Here is a 15,516-nt window from a genome sequence, read left to right as displayed (position 1 = left end):
GTTTCGACTGCGCCGGAAGTGGGGCGAATTATAGACGTCCAGGATTTGCCGTCAAGGGTTAATTACGCTTTTGTTGCAGAAGGTGCTTTTTTCGCAATAAGGCGCGGAATTCGCCGCATCACCGGCGGTATCCGCAGGACAAGAAGCAGCGCACCTATAGAAGCATAGATAGCCCACTCCTTCAGATCCGCCCGCACGATCCACAACATATGCAACAAGCCAAGCCCAAGCACGCCATACACCAGGCGATGCAACTTCTTCCAACGGCTGCCCAACCGACGCTGGCTGTAGCGATTCGACGTCAGCGCCAGCACCAACAAAGACAGGAAACCCAGGGCCCCCACAATAATGTAGGGGCGCTTACTCAATTCCACCCCCAGCTGCGACCAATCCAGCCCCAGGACAAACACACAATATGCCGCCAGGTGCAGCACCACATAAGCAAAGCACCACAACCCCAACTGGCGCCGCACCGCGATCCACCCTGCCCAACCGCTCAACTTCTGCAACGGTGTCATCGCCAGGGTAATCAGCAGCAGGATCAACGTGCCCAAGCCCAGCCGGTCAACCAGCACCTTGCCTGGGTCCGGCCCCAAGGCAGAACGCCACGCTTCGTACAGCCAGAGCAACGGCCATACCGCGGTGGCGATAAACACGCCGATGCGCCAGATCGGGAAACGCATCAGTAGTTCTTCCGCAGGTCGAGGCCGGTATAAAGCGCCGCCACCTCATCCGAGTAACCGTTGAACATCTGCGTCTCGCGCACATTCGGGCTGAACAGGCCACTCGGCAAGCGCCGCTCACGCGCCTGGGTCCAACGAGGGTGGTCGACCGTCGGGTTCACGTTCGCATAAAACCCGTACTCATTCGCCGCAATACTTTGCCAGGTGGTTTTCGGCTGCTCGCTCACCAAGCTGATACGCACGATGGACTTCACGCTCTTGAAGCCATACTTCCATGGCACCACCAAACGCAACGGCGCGCCATTCTGGTTAGGCAACTCGCGCCCATACATCCCCACCGCCAGAATCGCCAGGGGATTCATCGCCTCATCCAGACGCAGCCCTTCTACATAGGGCCAATCGATCAAGCCGAAACTCGAGCGCTGGCCCGGCATGCTTTTTGGGTCCTGGAGGGTTTCGAAGCGGATGTACTTGGCTTTGGAAGTCGGCTCAACCTGCTTGAGCAACGCCGAAATGGGAAAGCCCATCCATGGAATGACCATCGACCACGCCTCTACACAGCGCAGACGGTAGATTCGCTCTTCCAATTGATACGGCTTCATGAAGTCTTCCAGGGCGTAACGCCCCGGCTTTGCGACCTCGCCATCGATCACCACACTCCAGGGCTCGGTCTTGAGCGAACCTGCATTCGCCGCAGGATCGCCCTTGTCCGTGCCGAACTCATAGAAGTTGTTGTAGTGGGTCGCGTCCTTGAACGGGGTGATGGCTTCGTCCTTGACGGTTACCGCCTGCCATTTCGTACCCGGCAGTTTTTCGGCAAACCAGCCTGGCGCCTTGCCTGGCTCGACATCCGCATAGCGCGCGGCATCGTCAGCGCTGGCCCAGCGCGGCAAGCTGCTGGCGGCAACACCGGCCAGCGCACCACCGAGCAAGCTACGGCGAGACAGGTAGAAGGATTCAGGAGTGACGTCCGATTCATGACAATCGGACGCTTTGGGCAATTTGATTAACATGGCAACTCCGCAGCATTGGAGAACTGATGCACCAATAGACTGCGGAGTATGGGGGAAATTACATTAAGGCAATGTTTTGTCCCGACGCAGTTGCAGCAGATACTGAACCGGCCCGGAAGCGGCATACACCAGGAACACCAGCAGCAGAATACGCGGCGGATCGCTGAAGACCACGGCGAACACCAGCACCACCGCAAGGATGGCCACGAAAGGCACGCGCCCCTTGAGGTCGAGTTCCTTGAAGCTGTTGTACTTGATGTTACTGACCATCAGCATGCCGGCGGCCGCAACCATCAAGGCCACCAGGAACGACATCTTCGACCCCTGGATGCCGTAGTCACTGAACGCCCAGACGATCCCCGCCACCACGCCCGCAGCAGCCGGGCTGGCCAGGCCGATGAAGTAACGCTTGTCGGCGGTCCCCACCTGGGTGTTGAAGCGCGCCAGGCGCAGCGCGGCGCCCGCGACATAGATGAAGGCCACCATCCAGCCGACCTTGCCCATGTCACCCAGGGCCCAGGCAAACGCCAGCAACGCAGGCGCGACACCAAAGGCAACCATGTCCGACAGCGAGTCATACTCGGCACCGAAGGCGCTTTGGGTATTGGTCATGCGCGCCACGCGCCCATCGAGACCGTCGAGCACCATGGCGACGAAGATGGCGATCGCCGCAAAACCGAAGTACTTGCTGGCACTCACCGCATCACCCGCCGCCAGCGCGCTCTGGGCGCTCATGGAGTTGATGATGGAGTAGAACCCGGCAAACAGGTTCGCCGTAGTGAACAGATTGGGCAGGAGATAGATGCCGCGATGCCGGACCTTGCGGCCTTCCGCGTCATGCCCTTCTTCAACATGTTCATCGATCGGTAGCAGGCTATCGGCGTCAGAAGCCTGGTTTGGCTCTTCGGGACGTTCGCTCATGGACTTTACCTTGCAACGGTGTGAAAAAATTCGACAGATACTTGCGGCGAGTGTTCGCCCGCAAACGATGCAGCTTTATACCAGAACCAGCCACCCAAACGAAAAAACGCGGCCTAAGCCGCGTTTTTTCTAGATGCATCCGACTTAGTTTTTGGCTTTGTCGACGATCTTGTTGGCACCGATCCACGGCATCATGGAGCGCAGTTGCTCGCCGATGATTTCGATACCGTGAGCGGCGTTGTTACGACGCTTGGCGGTCATCGAAGGGTAGCCGGTAGCGCCTTCGCTGATGAACATTTTGGCGTATTCGCCGTCCTGAATGCGTTTCAGGGCGTTGCGCATGGCCTGACGGGACTCGGCGTTGATCACTTCCGGGCCAGTCACGTACTCGCCGTATTCGGCGTTGTTGGAGATCGAGTAGTTCATGTTGGCGATACCGCCTTCGTACATGAGGTCCACGATCAGCTTCAGTTCGTGCAGGCATTCGAAGTAGGCCATTTCCGGCGCGTAGCCGGCTTCAACCAGGGTTTCGAAACCGGCTTTGACCAGTTCAACGGTACCGCCGCACAGAACGGCTTGTTCGCCGAACAGGTCGGTTTCAGTCTCGTCCTTGAAAGTGGTTTCGATGATGCCGGTACGACCGCCACCAACGCCGGCAGCGTAGGACAGTGCAACGTTCTTGGCGTTGCCCGACGCGTCCTGGTAGATCGCGATCAGGTCAGGGATACCGCCGCCTTTGACGAACTCGGAACGCACGGTGTGGCCCGGGGCTTTCGGCGCGATCATGATCACGTCGAGGTCAGCGCGTGGCACGACTTGGTTGTAGTGAATCGCGAAGCCGTGGGAGAAGGCCAGGGTGGCGCCCTTCTTGATGTTCGGCTCGATTTCGTTCTTGTACAGCGCGGACTGGAACTCATCCGGGGTCAGGATCATGACCAGGTCGGCAGCGGCAACGGCGGAAGCAACGTCAGTCACTTTCAGGCCGTGGGCTTCAGCCTTGGCAACAGTGGCCGAGCCTTTGCGCAGGCCAACAGTCACGTCAACGCCGGAATCTTTCAGGTTGCAAGCTTGCGCGTGGCCCTGGGAACCGTAGCCGATGATGGCGACTTTCTTGCCCTGGATGATCGACAGGTCACAATCTTTATCGTAATAAACTTTCATGAGGTTCCTCTATATATCCAGGCCTTAAGGCCATTCACTAATTTGGGTTAGATGCTGAGTACTTTGTCGCCACGGGCAATCCCGGTGACACCACTGCGTACGGTTTCCAGAATCGAGGCCGTCCCGATCGACTGGATGAAGCTGTCCAGCTTGTCGCTTGTACCGGTCAATTGCACGGTATAAACGCTAGCGCTCACATCGACGATCTGCCCGCGATAAATGTCGGTAGTCCGCTTGATCTCGGCACGTTGGGCGCCCGTGGCCTTGACTTTAACCAGCATCAGCTCGCGCTCGATGTGGGCACTTTCCGACAGGTCGACCAGCTTGACCACTTCGATCAGCTTGTTGAGGTTTTTGGTGATCTGCTCGATCACCTCATCGTGGCCCACGGTGGTCAACGTCAGGCGCGACAGGGTCGGGTCTTCGGTCGGTGCCACGGTCAGGCTTTCGATGTTGTAGTTGCGTTGCGAAAACAAGCCGACAACACGAGACAGAGCGCCGGGTTCGTTCTCCAGAAGCAGGGAGATTATGTGCCGCATGATTAGGTACGCTCCGTCTTGTTCAGCCACATGTCACGCATAGAGCCGTCTTTGATCTGCATCGGGTAGACGTGCTCGCTGGTATCCACCTGAATATCGATGAACACCAGGCGGTCCTTCATGGCGAACGCTTCTTCCATCTTCGGCTTCAGATCTTTCAGATCGTTGATGCGAATACCGACGTGGCCGTAAGCCTCGACCAATTTGACGAAGTCGGGCAGCGATTCCATGTAGGAATGGGAGTGACGACTACCGTAGCTCATGTCCTGCCATTGACGAACCATGCCCAACACGCCGTTGTTCAGGCACACGATCTTCACCGGAAGGCCGTACTGCAGGCACGTCGACAGTTCCTGGATGTTCATCTGGATGCTGCCTTCGCCGGTGACGCATGCAACGTCGCTGTCCGGAAAGCTCAGTTTTACACCCATGGCCGCAGGGAAACCAAAGCCCATCGTGCCCAGGCCACCGGAGTTGATCCAGCGGTTAGGCTTGTCGAACTTGTAGTACTGCGCGGCGAACATCTGGTGCTGGCCCACGTCGGAGGTCACAAAGGCATCGCCCTTGGTCACTTCGCACAGGGTCTCGATCACGGTTTGTGGCTTGATGATGCTGCCGTCGCCCTTGTCATAAGGGAACAGGCCGCGGTCACCGCGCCATTCGTCGATCTGCTTCCACCAGCTGGCGACAGCTTCTTTGTTCGGCGTCTCGCCGATTTCCTTCAGCGCAGCAACCATTTCGGTCAACACGCTTTCCACCGGACCTACGATCGGCACGTCGGCCTTGATGGTCTTGGAGATGGACGCCGGGTCGATGTCGATATGGATGATCTTGGCATTCGGGCAGAACTTGCTCGCGCCGTTGATCACTCGGTCATCGAACCGCGCGCCCACGGCCAGGATCACGTCGGCGTGGTGCATGGTCAGGTTGGCGGTGTAGCTGCCGTGCATGCCGAGCATGCCGACGAACTGACGGTCCGTACCCGGGAATGCGCCGAGGCCCATCAGGGTGTTGGTCACCGGCAGGTTGAGCAGCTTGGCCAGTTCGGTCAACGGTGCGGAACCGCCGCCCAGAATCACGCCGCCGCCCGAGTACAGCACCGGACGCTTGGCCGCCAGGAGCATTTCTGCCGCCTTGCGGATCTGCCCCGAGTGCCCACGAACGGCCGGGCTGTAGGAACGCAGCTTGGCTTTCTTCGGGAAGACGTATTCGAATTTCTCGGCCGGGTTGGTCATGTCTTTCGGGATATCGACCACTACAGGGCCCGGGCGACCGGACTGTGCGAGGTAGAACGCCTTTTTCATGATTTCCGGGATTTCCGAGGCATGCTTGATCATGAAACTGTGTTTCACGATCGGCCGGGAGATACCGATCATGTCGGTTTCCTGGAATGCATCGGTACCGACCATGGTGCTAGCGACCTGGCCGGAAATGATCACCATCGGGATGGAGTCCATATAAGCAGTCGCGATGCCGGTAATGGCATTGGTTGCGCCTGGACCGGACGTTACCAGTACCACGCCGGCTTTACCGGTGGCACGGGCATAACCGTCAGCCATATGGGTTGCAGCCTGTTCGTGGCGAACCAGGATGTGGGTAACAGCCGGTTCCTTGAACAGTGCGTCATAGACGTGCAGCAGAGCACCACCAGGGTACCCGTAGATATAGTCAACGCCTTCGTCACGCAAAAAGCGGACGAGCATCTCACCGCCAGATAAAAGCTCCACGTTGTTCACCTCTAAAACGCCAGAATACCGTCCGTTAAAAACCGACGGGTCTTAATAGGTTTACTTCTCAACAGAGCATGAGCGACGGTGGTCGCCGACTACGTCAGCACTGACTGAGCAAGTATTGGGATCGTCCCAAGTGTTGCGGGCTCTTCCCACCCAGCGCGAGGTAACGCGTTGCGGGTGTAACAGGTCGGCGCGGATGTGCGCCTCATGATCTGCTGAGCGGGCCTGCTTCTGGCAGTCCCGATACAGCGGACTTTGGATTCTTCTGTTTCAGGCCCTTCAAGTCAAGCAATAATTGCGCTTTTTTCCAACTAAGCGCATGAGAACGTAGAAGAAAGGGCTTTGAGGAGGGATAAAACTCGCCTGAATGTCGTCAAGCGGTAGAAATGTGCGCAAGACTGCCGGAAAAACCGGCAGCCAGGCAATTAACGAGCGTCGACGATCAATTGGTCGAACTTTTTCAGCGCATTGCGCAAACCCTGGCTTTCCAGCGGCCGGTCGGTGTAGACCATCTCGGCCATCTCCATGATCCCGGAAGCATTTGGCAACGGCAGGTTCTGTTCGAGGATCTGCTTCATTCGCACCAGGAAGATCCACTGCAGCCACTGGTGGAAGTCCAGGGTGTCGACCGAAAAGGGCTCGACGCTGCTGAGCGCCTCGGCGCTGGGGGACACCTCGTCCCACCAGCCCTGCAGGCGCAATTCGCGCTCAATCAGCAACAGCTGTTCGGCAATCGCTGGAAAACGCACATCCATCAGAGGCTGACCTTGGCTTTCTGCCGAGCCTGGGCGGCACCGGCAGCGTCGCCTTGTGCGGCACGCGCATCACCGATCAAGGCCCACAGGCTGGCCTGCAGGTCAGGACGGCCGTTGGCCAGGGTCAGGCCGCGACGGGCGAACTGTTCGGCTTGCGGCGCATCGCCCTGGGCCATCCGCACCTGGGCCAGGCGATACAGCACCTGCGGTTCACGCGGCGCAACGCGCTGGGCGCGCTCGAGGCTCGACGAAGCACCGTTCAAGTCGCCACCGGCCTGCTGTTGCTGGGCAGTGGTGAGCAAGGCCAGTACCGGGCCGTCCAGTTGCTCGTCAGCCGACAGGCCGCCCGCGCTGGAGGACGACGGAATGCCGCTTGGCGTCGACGGCATGGTGTAGGTGTTCTGGTTGATCGGCGCGGCCTGGACCGGCGTGGCGTCAATCGGCCCCGACGTGCTTGGCCCTGGCGTCCACGGCTCGGCGCTGATCGGCGCCGATGTCGCGGCACCGGCGCCCGGCACCATCACCACCACACCCGAATCCTGCGGCACGGCGCGGGTCGCGGCCTGGGCAGGACGCTTGGTCACGGTCTGACGGAAACCGCCATTGGCCGAGATCCGATCGTTATTGGAGACGGTTGTGCTCGAGTCCACCACGGGAATGGAGCCGCGCTGAACGCTGGAGCAACCGCCGAGCAAAGCCAGAGCTGTAATAGCTGGAATCCACCACTTGTTCACTTGAAACCCTCTTTGCTTAATTCATCCAGCCCTTGACCCAATCCATCACCGATTCCGCGCTTGCAGGGGCACTGCCACCGCACGCGGCACCGGGAGGTGGTTCGCTGCCGCGAATATACGGCATCTGCACCGCGCCCGGACAGTTGGCATCGGAGCCCTGGCCGGTGTGCGGATCAATCCAGGCCTGCACGATGTTGTCCGGCTGCGGCATGCTCAGCGGCAACGGATCGGCCTTGCGCATGAAACTGGTCCAGACCTGCAACGCACCGGTCGCGCCGGTGAACGGCGTCTTGCCGTTGTCATCACGCCCCAGCCAGACCACGGCCAGCACATCCTGACCGAAGCCGGCGAACCAACTGTCACGCGAATCGTTACTGGTACCGGTCTTGCCCGCCAGTGTCAGGTTGGAAGGCAGGACCTTGTACACCGAGCTACCGGTACCTTCGCGCATCACACGCTGCATGGCGTTCTGGATCAGGTAGATGGAGCCCGCGTCGAAACGCTGCTGAATCTGGAACGGATAGCGCTTGAGCGGCTCGCCTTCGGCCGTCAGCACGCTGCGAATGCCGCGCATCGGCGTGTTGAAACCACCGTTGGCGAGGGTCTGGTACATGGTCGCCACTTCCATCGGCGTCATGGCACCGGCGCCCAGAAGCATCGATGGGAAGGCCGGGAATTCGCGGGTGATGCCTAGGCGCGCGAGGGTCTTGAGGACGTTCGGCACGCCCACTTCGAGCCCCAGGCGCGAGGTCGAGATGTTGTAGGAATGCGCCAGCCCCTGGTACAGGAACACCGTACCGTGAGAACGACGATCGAAGTTCTGCGGGGTCCAGACCTGGCCGTCAGCACCTTTGACCGACAGCGGGTCGTCTGACAGCCAACTGGTCAGGGTGTATTTGCTCGGTTTTTCCAACGCCGTCAGGTACACCGCCGGTTTGACCAGCGAGCCGATCGGCCGCACCGCGTCCAGCGCACGGTTGAAGCCGGCGAAACTGGCCTGGCGGCTGCCGATCATGGCCTGGACTTCACCGGTTTCCGGGTTGGTCACCACCATGGCTGCTTCGACTTCGTCGGAGCCTTTACGCCCCGCCAGACGCTTGAAGGTGTCGTTGACCGACGCTTCGGCTTTCATCTGCAGGATCGGGTCGAAACTGGTGAAGATGCGCAGGCCTTCCTCGGTCAAGTCTTCGTCGCGGTAGTCTTCACGCAACTGGCGTTTGACCAGGTCGATAAAGCCCGGGAAGGAGCTGTCCGCCAGCTTGCCGCGGGTGGTCACGCCCAGTGGCATTTTCTTCGCCGCGGCAACCTGTTCCGCCGTGGCCACGCCCTGCTGCTCCAGCACGTCGAGCACCAGGTTACGCCGCTCAAGCGCGCGTTCAGGATTGCGCCGCGGGTTGTAGTAGGACGGCCCCTTGACCATGCCCACCAGCAACGCAACCTGATGCAACTTCAGCTCGGACAGCGGCTGGCCGAAGAAGAACTGGCTGGCCAGCCCGAAACCGTGGACCGCGCGCTGGCCGTCCTGGCCGACGAACACCTCGTTGAGGTAGGCCTCAAGGATTTCCTGCTTGCTGTAATGCAACTCCAGCAGCATCGCCATCATGGCTTCGGTGAGTTTACGGGTCAGGCTGCGCTCGTTGGTGAGGTAGAAGTTCTTCACCAATTGCTGGGTCAGCGTACTGCCGCCCTGGGTCATTTTGCCGCCGGATGTGTTGACCCAGATCGCACGGGCAATGGACTTCGGCGACACGCCCCAGTGGCTGTAGAAATCGCGGTCTTCCACGGCAACCAGGGTTTCAAGCAGGTACGGCGGCACCTGATCGAGCTTGATCAGGATGCGATCTTCCAGGTTCTTCGGGTAAATCCCGCCGATCATCAACGGTTCCAGGCGCACCACGGGCAGCTTCGAGCCATTCAGCGACGACAGCTCGGCCACATAGTCGCCGGAGAAGCGCACGCGCACCGGCTGGGGTTTTTCCAGGCCTTCATAGAACTGGAAGCCGCGGGTGTTCAAGTCCACGGTATTGCCGCTGACGGCCGCAGCGCCGGGGCCGTTGCTCACAGGTTCGCGGCGGTAGCCCAAGGCGTCGAGTTCGGTGAGGAAGTCATCCTTGCTCAGCTTCTGGCCGGTGAACAGCTCCAGCGGACGGGCGTACACCTTGGCCGGAATGGTCCAGCGCTTGCCGGAGAATTTTTCCTGGACCACGGCATCGAGGTACACCGCAAAGCCAGCGAGCACCACAAGACCCACCAGGCTGAGCTTGAGCGCCCAGCCCAGCCACGGGCGCAGGCCGCGGGAAGGAGGTTTTTTACGGGAACGGGGAGATCGGGTTCGAGTCATGGCGGCGGATTATACGCACTTTATCGATGATCAACATGAGCCGGACAGCGGTTTGCACAGCAGGCGTCAGCAGCCATAATGCCCGCCATGATTTCCCCTGACTTTGAAGGATCGCCCGTGAGCCAGCCCCTGATTGCCGCCCTGCAGAACCCGGCTTTATACCCCCATCCGGTTGAAGCGTTCCAAGTCATCGAGACCCATATTTCCTGGGTCATACTGACCGGCCCTTACGCTTATAAACTGAAGAAACCGGTGAACTTCGGCTTCCTGGACTTCACCAAACTGGAAGATCGCGGGCATTTCTGCAACGAAGAGCTGCGCCTGAACCAGCGCCTGACCAAAGATTTGTATCTTGAAGTGTTGCCGATCACCGGCACGGCCGAAGCGCCGCAATTGGGCGGTGACGGTCCGGTCATCGAATACGCGCTGAAAATGCGCCAATTCCCGCAAAGCCAGTTGCTCAGCACCTTGCAAGCCAACGGCGAGCTGACCAGCGCGCACATCGACGAGATGGCCAAACAGATCGCGCACTTCCACCTCACCGCACCGAAAGTGCCGCAAGAGCACCCGGCCGGCACCCCCGACGAGGTGATGGCACCGGTACGCCAGAACTTCGATCAGATCCGCCCGTTCCTCAGCGACAAAGCCGACCTGCTGCAACTCGAAGCCCTGCAAGCCTGGGCCGAAAGCAGCTTCGAACGCCTCAAGCCGCTGCTGGCACAGCGCAAGCACGATGGTTTCACCCGCGAGTGCCACGGCGATATCCACCTGGGCAATGCCACCTTGATTGATGGTCACGTGGTGATCTTCGACTGCATCGAGTTCAACGAACCGTTTCGCTTCACCGATGTTTACGCCGACACCGGCTTCCTGGCCATGGACCTGGAAGACCGCGGCCTCAAATCCCTGGCACGCCGGTTCATCAGCCAGTACCTCGAACTGACCGGCGACTACCAGGGCCTGGAAGTGCTGAACTTCTATAAAGCCTACCGCGCACTGGTCAGGGCCAAAGTCGCGCTGTTCAGCATGCCCAGCGAAGCGAGCCCGGTGCAGCGCGCCACCACCCTGCGCCAGTACCGCAACTACGCCAACCTGGCGGAGAGCTACAGCACTATTCCGTCGCGCTTCCTGGCGATTACCCACGGCGTTTCCGCTGTAGGCAAAAGCCACGTGGCCATGCGCCTGGTGGAAGCCTTGGGCGCCGTTCGCCTGCGTTCGGACGTGGAGCGCAAGCGCCTGTTTGGTGAACAACAGGTGGAAAACACGCCCCAGGCCGGCATCTATGCTGCCGACGCCAGCGCGAAAACCTACGCCCGCCTGAACGAGATCGCCGAGACCGTGCTGCGCGCCGGGTTCCCGGTGGTACTGGATGCGACCTTCCTGAAACGCGCACAACGCGATGCCGCCGCCAAAGTCGCCGAAGCGACGGGCGCGCCGTTCCTGATCCTGGACTGCAATGCGCCGCAGGCCGTTATCACCAGTTGGCTGGCACAACGTCAGGCAGACAAGAACGATCCGTCTGACGCTACATTGACGATCATTGAAGAGCAGCAGGCCCAACGCGAACCACTGACAGCCGAAGAGCTGTTGCTGAGCAAGCGCGTCGAGACCAATCAAAGCGGAACCCTCGATGCACTGGTCGAGCAAATTCGCCAGCGCATGCCTGGTCTGTAAGAAAAACTTCTTGGTCGCGTCGTCACCTTAGGCGAGCGGCCAAGCAATAGTGGCACTATAATGGCGCCATAAATCCAACAGGTGTCGCTATCATGAGTCAGCCCAAGCTTCTTGATACCCCGCTCTATTCGCTTCTGCATAAAGACGATATCCGCGGTTTCAACCAGGAACGCCCCAAAGACGGCGTCATCGACATGCGCGGTGGCGACTTCCGCGGGCTGGATCTGCGCGATCTGAACGCCAGCGGCGTGGATTTCACCGATGCGTACTTCCGCTCCGCCGATTTGCGCGGGCTGGACTTGCGCGACTGTTCACTGGAAGGCGCGAGCCTGGCCCATGCGCAGATTTCGGGCACCTACTTCCCGCCGGAACTGACGGCCGACGAGATCCTCATGTCGGTCAATTTCGGCACGCGCCTGCGCTACCGCACCAAGTAACACGCCCTCCCAAGCCCCCGGTCTCGTGCAAGACGGACCGGGGACTTCGCGCCTGCCCGCAATAAAACGTCGACGCCATCCTTATAAGCTTTTGCGCCATTCCTGACCAAAGAACTACGCTTTTCCTACTGAGCGCTACACTCCTTTTCAGGCTTGCCTGGTCACGACACCCACCGCACCATTCGGCCGTCGCAAGGAGGCTCGATGAACGATGAGCTGCAACACCTGAGAAACCTTGGCAAGACCTCGGCGCAATGGCTGCATGCGGCGGGCATCCACAGTGCGTCAGACCTGCGGCGCCTGGGCGCGGTCGATGCTTATCGAGCCGTTCGCACGCGTGGCTTCCGTGCCTCGAAAGTCTTGCTGTATGCAATCGAAGGGGCATTGATGGATGTGCATTGGAACGACATCCCAGCCGAACGCAAGGAGGCGCTGAACCGCCAATTGGATGCTATCTCGGCGCGCCAGAAGAATTAGATCGACGACCCCACCCGCCGCGGACAAAGATTCCGGACAAGGGCCTGTGAAAACAAATCTTGACTCTCAAATGAGAATCGTTATGATTATCACAACTGGTCGCGAGATCAGCCGATAACTGAAAGACCATTGGTTCGGACTCTCAGATTATCTCCTCATCAGGCTAATCACGGTTATTTGACCCGGCTCTTGCCGGGTCTTTTTTTGCCGGTAAAAAGCCTCAGCGCGCAATGATCAACGGATGCCCGCGCTCCGGATGCGGCTGCACCAGCACATCCAGCCCGAAGACCGCTTTGAGCGGCTCAGGCCGCAGAACCTGTGCCGGGGTATCCAGCGCATGGGGGCGGCCCGCGTCGAGCAACAGAATCCGGTCGCAGTAACGCGCCGCCAGGTTCAGGTCATGCAGAATCACCAGCACTGCTGCGCCACGGTCAGCAAAGCGGCGTATCGCCTGCAAGGTCGTGTGTTGATGCAAAGGGTCAAGCATCGAGGTCGGCTCATCCAGCAGCAACGTCTGCCCCGCCTGCCCGGGCCATAACTGCGCCAGCACCCGCGCCAGGTGAACGCGCTGCCGCTCGCCACCCGACAAGGCCAGGTAACTGCGACCGCTCAAGTGCCCAACATCTGCGGCCTGCAACGCGGCATCGATAATCTCATCATCCCGCACGCGCCCGGTCTGATGGGGCAAGCGGCCCATGCCGACCACCTCTTCGACACGAAAGGCGAAATCCAGGGTTGAAGCCTGCGGCAACACGGCCAGGCGTTGCGCGCGTTGCGACCCGCTCCAGTCTTTCAGTTCGTGCTGATCCAGCCACACCTGGCCTTGATCCGGGTGCAGTTCCCCGCACAACGCGCCCAGCAACGTGCTCTTGCCCGCGCCATTCGGGCCCAGCACGCCAAGCACCTGGCCGGGCAACAGGTCCAACGTGACATCCGCCAGTACGGTTTTGCGACCGCGACGAATCCTCAGCCCTTCCACTCGCAGCATCAGGCGCGCCCTCGCAACAACAGGTAAAGAAAAAATGGCGCACCAATCAACGCGGTGACGATACCGATCGGCAACTCCGCCGGCGCCAAGGCCAGGCGCGCGACCAGATCCGCCAACAGCAGCAAGCTCGCCCCCGCCAGCACCGAGGCGGGTAACAGCACGCGATGATCCGGCCCGGCCAACAATCGCACCAGGTGCGGCACCACCAGGCCGACGAAGCCGATCATCCCCGCTGCCGCCACCGCCGCGCCCACGCCCAATGCGGTGCAGAACACCAATTCGCGCTTGAGCCGCTCGACATCGACCCCGAGATGAGCGGCCTCGGATTCGCCGAGCAACAGTGCATTCAATGCCTTCGCCCGCCGCGGCAGCCACAGCGCCACGCCAGCGCTCACCAGCAGCAACGGCCACAGGCGCGAATAGCTGGCGCCATTGAGGCTGCCCAGGTTCCAGAAAGTCAGTGTGCGCAGGGTGGCGTCATCGGCCAGGTAGGTAAACAAGCCCACCGCCGAGCTGGCGAGCGCCGTGAGGGCGATACCGGCGAGCAGCATGGTCGCGACATGGGTCTGGCCGTTGCGCCGCCCCAGCCGGTAGACCAGCGCCGTCACCCCCACCCCACCGAGAAACGCGCACAACGACAACAGATATGGGCCGAACACCTCCGGCAACCCACCCAGAAACGAGCCGCCGACAATGGCGAAGGCCGCACCGAGTGCCGCGCCGCTGGATACCCCGACCAACCCCGGATCGGCCAGCGGGTTGCGAAACAACCCCTGCATCGCTACGCCCGACAAGGCCAATACGCCGCCCACCGCCAGCCCCAGCAAGGTTCGCGGCAAACGGATCTGCCCGAGAATCAGCTCCGCCTGCTCCAGGCCGCTGGCCTCGATCGGCACGCCCATCAGGCGCAAGGCCGCCCTGAGCGTATCCAGCAATGGTAGGCTGACCGGCCCCAGCGCCAATGAAAGCCAGATCGCCAGCACACACAACAGCGTCAGGCCGATAAACAGCGTTCGGGGTTTCACCAGCGTACTCATGGGGCAGACGTGGCCTGGGACGGATAGAAGCCGGCCGACAACTGCACCAGGCTTTGCGGCAGACGCGGCCCGAGCCCGCCGACCAGCAGCGTCGGGTCCACCTCAAACACCCGTGCCTGTTTAGCCGCCGGCGTGGACGCCAGGATCGGGTTCTCCTTGAACAAGGCCGCACGCGCCGCCTCGCCGGTCAGCGCACGGTCGGCAAACACCAGCACCTCGGGGCTCAACCCGGCCAACGACTCCATGGAAAACGGCTTATAACCGCTGTGGGTCGCCAGGTTGCGCCCGCCCGCCTGCCGCAGCATCCAGTCAGCCGCCGTGTCTTTGCCAGCGATCAGCGGCTTGCCGCCGGCATTGCCGAGCAGCATCAACACCCCCGGGGCCTTGTGTGTGGCCTGGGCTGTGGCAACCCAACGTTTCTGCCGGTCAAGCGCCTGTTCATACGCGGTAAACAATGCATGGGCCTTGGCCTCACTGCCCAACAACCTCCCCAGGTGTTCGAGGTTGCCTTTCAACGTCGGCAAATCCGGCTGCGCCGAGAACATTTCCACCTGCACCCCGGCGTTGCGAATCTGCGCCAGCACCGGCGGCGGCCCCATTTCCTCGGTACCCACCAAGACCTGCGGGCGCAGACTGAGAATGCCCTCGGCCGACAACTGCCGCTGATAACCGACGCTCGGCAATGCCTTGAGCGAAGCCGGATGCTGGCTGGTGGTGTCGACGCCCACCAACTTCGACTCACCGCCCAGGGCCGTCACCCACTCCGATAACGCGCCGCCAGCACTCACCCAGCGTTGCGGCAGTTCCGAGGCGTGCGCCCCAGGGTTGAGCATCAGTCCGACAACAAGCGCGATAGCGCTGGCACTCAAGCGCATAACAGGGTTTCCTTCCAGGGGCGGGGCTGCTGAAACACTCATGGATGTGACAGATACCTCTTGCCGGGCATCGTACTGAGCGCCCAGTCAGCTAACGGGCGAAGCCTGCATTTGATAATTGTTTGCATTTGAACGTCAAGGCACTTAA

General features: G+C 60.7%; 15 protein-coding genes. 3 read left to right on the top strand and 12 right to left on the bottom strand.

The features are described 5' to 3' along the window. Window positions 1-62: 62 nt before the first annotated feature. The 9 genes from msrQ to mrcB form a co-directional block, all read right to left on the bottom strand. Window positions 63-683, bottom strand: coding sequence for a protein-methionine-sulfoxide reductase heme-binding subunit MsrQ (gene msrQ / locus NR164_RS17255; RefSeq protein WP_046382059.1), 621 nt, complete (start codon window positions 681-683; stop codon window positions 63-65). Next, window positions 683-1,696 carry a protein-methionine-sulfoxide reductase catalytic subunit MsrP gene (gene msrP, locus NR164_RS17250; RefSeq protein ID WP_017847455.1) on the bottom strand — a complete coding sequence of 338 codons (1,014 nt, stop codon included), beginning with the start codon at window positions 1,694-1,696 and terminating at the stop codon, window positions 683-685. Before msrP ends, msrQ begins: the two co-directional genes overlap by 1 nt. Window positions 1,697-1,759: 63 nt before the next feature. Then, complete coding sequence (pssA, locus tag NR164_RS17245) at window positions 1,760-2,617, bottom strand: CDP-diacylglycerol--serine O-phosphatidyltransferase (protein WP_017847454.1); 858 nt, start codon at window positions 2,615-2,617, stop codon at window positions 1,760-1,762. Window positions 2,618-2,761: 144 nt separating this feature from the next. Then, window positions 2,762-3,778 carry a ketol-acid reductoisomerase gene (ilvC, locus tag NR164_RS17240; RefSeq protein WP_003212125.1) on the bottom strand — a complete coding sequence of 339 codons (1,017 nt, stop codon included), beginning with the start codon at window positions 3,776-3,778 and terminating at the stop codon, window positions 2,762-2,764. 47 nt (window positions 3,779-3,825) lie between these two features. Next, window positions 3,826-4,317, bottom strand: coding sequence for an acetolactate synthase small subunit (gene ilvN / locus NR164_RS17235; protein WP_003176102.1), 492 nt, complete (start codon window positions 4,315-4,317; stop codon window positions 3,826-3,828). A 2-nt stretch (window positions 4,318-4,319) separates the two neighbouring features. Further along, the gene (locus NR164_RS17230; RefSeq protein WP_026140092.1) at window positions 4,320-6,044 is read right to left on the bottom strand and encodes an acetolactate synthase 3 large subunit; all 1,725 of its coding nucleotides are present in this window, start codon (window positions 6,042-6,044) and stop codon (window positions 4,320-4,322) included. 431 nt (window positions 6,045-6,475) lie between these two features. Continuing rightward, window positions 6,476-6,805 (bottom strand): YqcC family protein, encoded by a 330-nt coding sequence (locus NR164_RS17225; protein ID WP_017847451.1) that lies wholly within the window; start codon window positions 6,803-6,805, stop codon window positions 6,476-6,478. Next, window positions 6,805-7,539, bottom strand: a complete 735-nt coding sequence (locus NR164_RS17220) for a M48 family metallopeptidase (RefSeq protein WP_169884842.1) — start codon at window positions 7,537-7,539, stop codon at window positions 6,805-6,807. The genes NR164_RS17225 and NR164_RS17220 overlap by 1 nt, the downstream gene beginning before the upstream one ends. A gap of 16 nt (window positions 7,540-7,555) precedes the next feature. Further along, on the bottom strand, window positions 7,556-9,880 hold the full coding sequence (gene mrcB, locus NR164_RS17215; protein ID WP_026140090.1) for a penicillin-binding protein 1B: 2,325 nt from the start codon (window positions 9,878-9,880) through the stop codon (window positions 7,556-7,558). Between the two features lie 117 nt (window positions 9,881-9,997). Between mrcB and NR164_RS17210 the strand changes: the two genes are divergently transcribed. The 3 genes from NR164_RS17210 to NR164_RS17200 all read left to right on the top strand — a co-directional run bounded on the left by NR164_RS17210 (window position 9,998) and on the right by NR164_RS17200 (window position 12,468). Continuing rightward, window positions 9,998-11,554 (top strand): bifunctional aminoglycoside phosphotransferase/ATP-binding protein, encoded by a 1,557-nt coding sequence (locus NR164_RS17210; RefSeq protein WP_256823021.1) that lies wholly within the window; start codon window positions 9,998-10,000, stop codon window positions 11,552-11,554. 92 nt (window positions 11,555-11,646) lie between these two features. Further along, complete coding sequence (locus NR164_RS17205) at window positions 11,647-11,991, top strand: pentapeptide repeat-containing protein (protein WP_017847447.1); 345 nt, start codon at window positions 11,647-11,649, stop codon at window positions 11,989-11,991. Between the two features lie 204 nt (window positions 11,992-12,195). After that, entirely contained in the window at window positions 12,196-12,468 is a 273-nt protein-coding gene (locus tag NR164_RS17200; RefSeq protein ID WP_017847446.1) for a TfoX/Sxy family protein, read from the top strand. Window positions 12,469-12,688: 220 nt separating this feature from the next. Here NR164_RS17200 and NR164_RS17195 read toward each other — a convergent pair whose 3' ends face one another. Genes NR164_RS17195 through NR164_RS17185 form a run of 3 tightly spaced genes read right to left on the bottom strand, consistent with a single transcriptional unit; the run spans window position 12,689 to window position 15,368 of the window. Then, window positions 12,689-13,456 carry a heme ABC transporter ATP-binding protein gene (locus NR164_RS17195; RefSeq protein WP_046382057.1) on the bottom strand — a complete coding sequence of 256 codons (768 nt, stop codon included), beginning with the start codon at window positions 13,454-13,456 and terminating at the stop codon, window positions 12,689-12,691. Further along, window positions 13,456-14,439 (bottom strand): iron ABC transporter permease, encoded by a 984-nt coding sequence (locus NR164_RS17190; protein ID WP_256823025.1) that lies wholly within the window; start codon window positions 14,437-14,439, stop codon window positions 13,456-13,458. Before NR164_RS17190 ends, NR164_RS17195 begins: the two co-directional genes overlap by 1 nt. A gap of 50 nt (window positions 14,440-14,489) precedes the next feature. After that, entirely contained in the window at window positions 14,490-15,368 is an 879-nt protein-coding gene (locus NR164_RS17185) for a hemin ABC transporter substrate-binding protein (RefSeq protein WP_046382055.1), read from the bottom strand. Between the last annotated feature and the right edge of the window lie 148 nt (window positions 15,369-15,516).

The sequence above is a fragment of the Pseudomonas sp. Pse79 genome (assembly GCF_024519615.1).
Taxonomy (GTDB): domain Bacteria; phylum Pseudomonadota; class Gammaproteobacteria; order Pseudomonadales; family Pseudomonadaceae; genus Aquipseudomonas; species Aquipseudomonas veronii.
The sequence above is the reverse complement of the archived record's forward strand: the minus strand, read 5'-3'. Positions and strand labels throughout refer to the sequence as shown.

Excerpts from the sequence above, each read along its gene's own strand:
- msrQ (WP_046382059.1), bottom strand. The coding sequence starts at position 683 with ATGCGTTTCCCGATCTGGCGCATCGGCGTGTTTATCGCCACCGCGGTA.
- msrP (WP_017847455.1), bottom strand. The coding sequence starts at position 1,696 with ATGTTAATCAAATTGCCCAAAGCGTCCGATTGTCATGAATCGGACGTC.
- pssA (WP_017847454.1), bottom strand. The coding sequence starts at position 2,617 with ATGAGCGAACGTCCCGAAGAGCCAAACCAGGCTTCTGACGCCGATAGC.
- ilvC (WP_003212125.1), bottom strand. The coding sequence starts at position 3,778 with ATGAAAGTTTATTACGATAAAGATTGTGACCTGTCGATCATCCAGGGC.
- ilvN (WP_003176102.1), bottom strand. The coding sequence starts at position 4,317 with ATGCGGCACATAATCTCCCTGCTTCTGGAGAACGAACCCGGCGCTCTG.
- NR164_RS17225 (WP_017847451.1), bottom strand. The coding sequence starts at position 6,805 with ATGGATGTGCGTTTTCCAGCGATTGCCGAACAGCTGTTGCTGATTGAG.
- mrcB (WP_026140090.1), bottom strand. The coding sequence starts at position 9,880 with ATGACTCGAACCCGATCTCCCCGTTCCCGTAAAAAACCTCCTTCCCGC.
- NR164_RS17205 (WP_017847447.1), top strand. The coding sequence starts at position 11,647 with ATGAGTCAGCCCAAGCTTCTTGATACCCCGCTCTATTCGCTTCTGCAT.
- NR164_RS17200 (WP_017847446.1), top strand. The coding sequence starts at position 12,196 with ATGAACGATGAGCTGCAACACCTGAGAAACCTTGGCAAGACCTCGGCG.
- NR164_RS17195 (WP_046382057.1), bottom strand. The coding sequence starts at position 13,456 with ATGCTGCGAGTGGAAGGGCTGAGGATTCGTCGCGGTCGCAAAACCGTA.
- NR164_RS17185 (WP_046382055.1), bottom strand. The coding sequence starts at position 15,368 with ATGCGCTTGAGTGCCAGCGCTATCGCGCTTGTTGTCGGACTGATGCTC.